Origin of the sequence: Pantoea piersonii, from assembly GCF_003612015.1 — a bacterium.
Lineage (GTDB): Bacteria > Pseudomonadota > Gammaproteobacteria > Enterobacterales > Enterobacteriaceae > Pantoea > Pantoea piersonii.
The window spans coordinates 1-2,413 of sequence record NZ_RARB01000026.1 but is presented as its reverse complement, the minus strand read 5'-3'; the positions used below and the strand labels follow the sequence as shown (position 1 = coordinate 2,413).

The 2,413-nt window shown below is 41.9% G+C and carries 2 protein-coding genes; both read right to left on the bottom strand.

Annotation, left to right across the window (positions count from 1 at the left end):
* Positions 1–178: 178 nt before the first annotated feature.
* Positions 179–1,102 carry a cation diffusion facilitator family transporter gene (locus D7S44_RS23235; protein WP_000167917.1) on the bottom strand — a complete coding sequence of 308 codons (924 nt, stop codon included), beginning with the start codon at positions 1,100–1,102 and terminating at the stop codon, positions 179–181.
* A 199-nt stretch (positions 1,103–1,301) separates the two neighbouring features.
* Positions 1,302–1,874, bottom strand: coding sequence for a cytochrome b/b6 domain-containing protein (locus tag D7S44_RS23230; RefSeq protein WP_001515348.1), 573 nt, complete (start codon positions 1,872–1,874; stop codon positions 1,302–1,304).
* Between the last annotated feature and the right edge of the window lie 539 nt (positions 1,875–2,413).

Below are 2,413 nucleotides of genomic sequence, written 5' to 3'. Positions count from 1 at the left end.
ATCCCCTGGGCGAAATGCGCCTGGTAAGCAGAGTTTTTGAAATGTAAGGCCTTTGAATAAGACAAAAGGCTGCCTCATCGCTAACTTTGCAACAGTGCCCCTCAGAATTATAGAGAATACCTGAAATTTTTGTAGAGCGAGGTTTGTTACCCTGCCCGACCAGCGACATGTGGTTAGTTTAGTGATCAGAAATGTCGAGCGTTTGGTCGTTCATTGACGCGGGATCTTCCAACGGTTCCACATGAGTGGTGATATGGATAAAAGGCAGTGCGGTGCGGATATCATTCTCTATACGCTCGGCCCAGTCGTGCCCATATTGAACAGTCCATCGCCCAGGAACTAGGATGTGCATTGTCATAAACGCCCGCCCGCCAGCCTGGCGTGTACGTAGTGCATGGAAATCAAGCCCCTGTTCACGATATCCTGCCAGCAGTGACTCGATTTTTTTGAGTTCTTCCGTGGGTAGCGATACGTCCATCAGACCTGCAGCTGAACGACTCATAAGCTGATAACCAGTCCAAACGATGTTGGCTGCGACCAGCAATGCAACGATCGGATCGACCCAAAACCAGCCGGTCAGATAAACCAGTCCGACACCAAAAATGACACCGACCGACGTCCAGACATCGGTCAGCAGGTGATGAGCATCTGCCTCAAGAGTGATAGAGTTGTGCTGCCTGCCAGCCCTTAACAAAATGCGAGCCGTCACAAAATTAAGGATTGATGCGACTGTTGAAACCAGTAATCCGAGACCAATCTCCTCAAGCGGCTGTGGAGTTAACATCCGCTCAACTGCGGTATAGGCGATACTGGCTGCCGCCAATAGGATCAGAAATCCTTCGAAAGCACTCGAGAAATATTCGGCTTTGCCGTGCCCATATGCATGGTTCTCATCGGCCGGAAGCGCAGCCAAGGTCAGCATCCAGAGCGCCATTAGGGCTCCTGCGAGGTTAACTACGGATTCGATGGCATCAGATAGCAGACCGACCGAACCGGTCATTTTCCACGCCACACCTTTGAGTCCGATAGTGGCAATAGCCGTGGCAATGGAAAGCCAAGCGTAGTGCGTCAGCGGACGAGGTAACCCTTTTGTTTTAGTCATTATTAACTTCCTAAAATAGGACGACTAACTCACATTTCTATCCATGATAGATAATTAAACAATCATTTCGCCATGAATATTTTTTCGTTTTTATTAAATTTAATTAAAAAGTCTCTGCAAGTGCTGTTTCATCTTCTAGTAAACTAAATTTTATTTTTAGGGTTTTCTTCAACTTGAAGTAATATTATCTCACAACAGATTAGTCACTTAGGTTAACTGAGCGGCTTTTATATTTTTCAATTAAAATATGCAAAACTCCCATTGCACCATGTGCATAAAAATAGACCTCAATGAAAGTAGTAAAGAACTTATGCCAGTGGATTACTGTTTCAGCCAGATTTGACTGCATGGTATTCAACAAGAACCATAGGCCACCTGAAAGTGCTACAATTAGCAATGCTAGAACTCCAAATCCTTGGATTGTACTGGCAATACCTCCCGAATGTGCATCGGGCAGTCGGAAACTAGTCAACGTTTTTATATCTTGCTTAATACCACTAAAGTCAAGCCCTACCCATGAAAAATAATAAGTAAAACCTCTTTGAGTAAGCATCCAACTTAACATAATAAAACCACAAATAATCAGTCCTAACCCTGAAATAATGTGCATCCAGGTTATAACTCCTTCAAGACTATGTTCACCAATTGCTTCGGTCTCTGTCAGATTAGAGTTAATAATTTGTGATAATATTAGAAATGCCACAATGATGTGAAGAATACGAAAAAAAGGAGCGTAATCATGGGGTAATAGATTCCAGAGTCGCAATTTCATTAATGAGTCCTTAGTAAATTTATCGATGATCTTAATCATACAAAAGAATTATTAGGATAACCTTAATTCTTAAAATTGCAGCAGGCATTAGTTCACCTCTGATATGGCCACTTGCGAAATGGGAATGGTAACTGTTATTACTATGTGTTTACTTGCTGTTCTTGTTACGCAGCCCCTTAAACACATTACTTTCAAATATGATTTCCTGCTGGGTTTAAATATGTGTCTTTCTATAGTGCGGCAACCTATTTTTACACCAACTCATGAATTAAATAAGAATCATAAATTAAATGAGAGGTTTAATTCTCTTGCTTAACGCGATGATATTAAATGGAAATTTTAATTTTTGTAATTTATTAAACAGTTAGAATGAGACATGGTAAATACGATCTTCCTTTAGATAATTCTGATAGCACTTTTTCTACTGGGCAGTCTGCAATGTCCGCTTCACGCCCTGAGACATTCGACAAGCTTTTTATGGCTTCAGTAAGGGCGAGTGTCTCGCTTCGAGAGCCAGCAAATATTTCGCTTCGTCATAA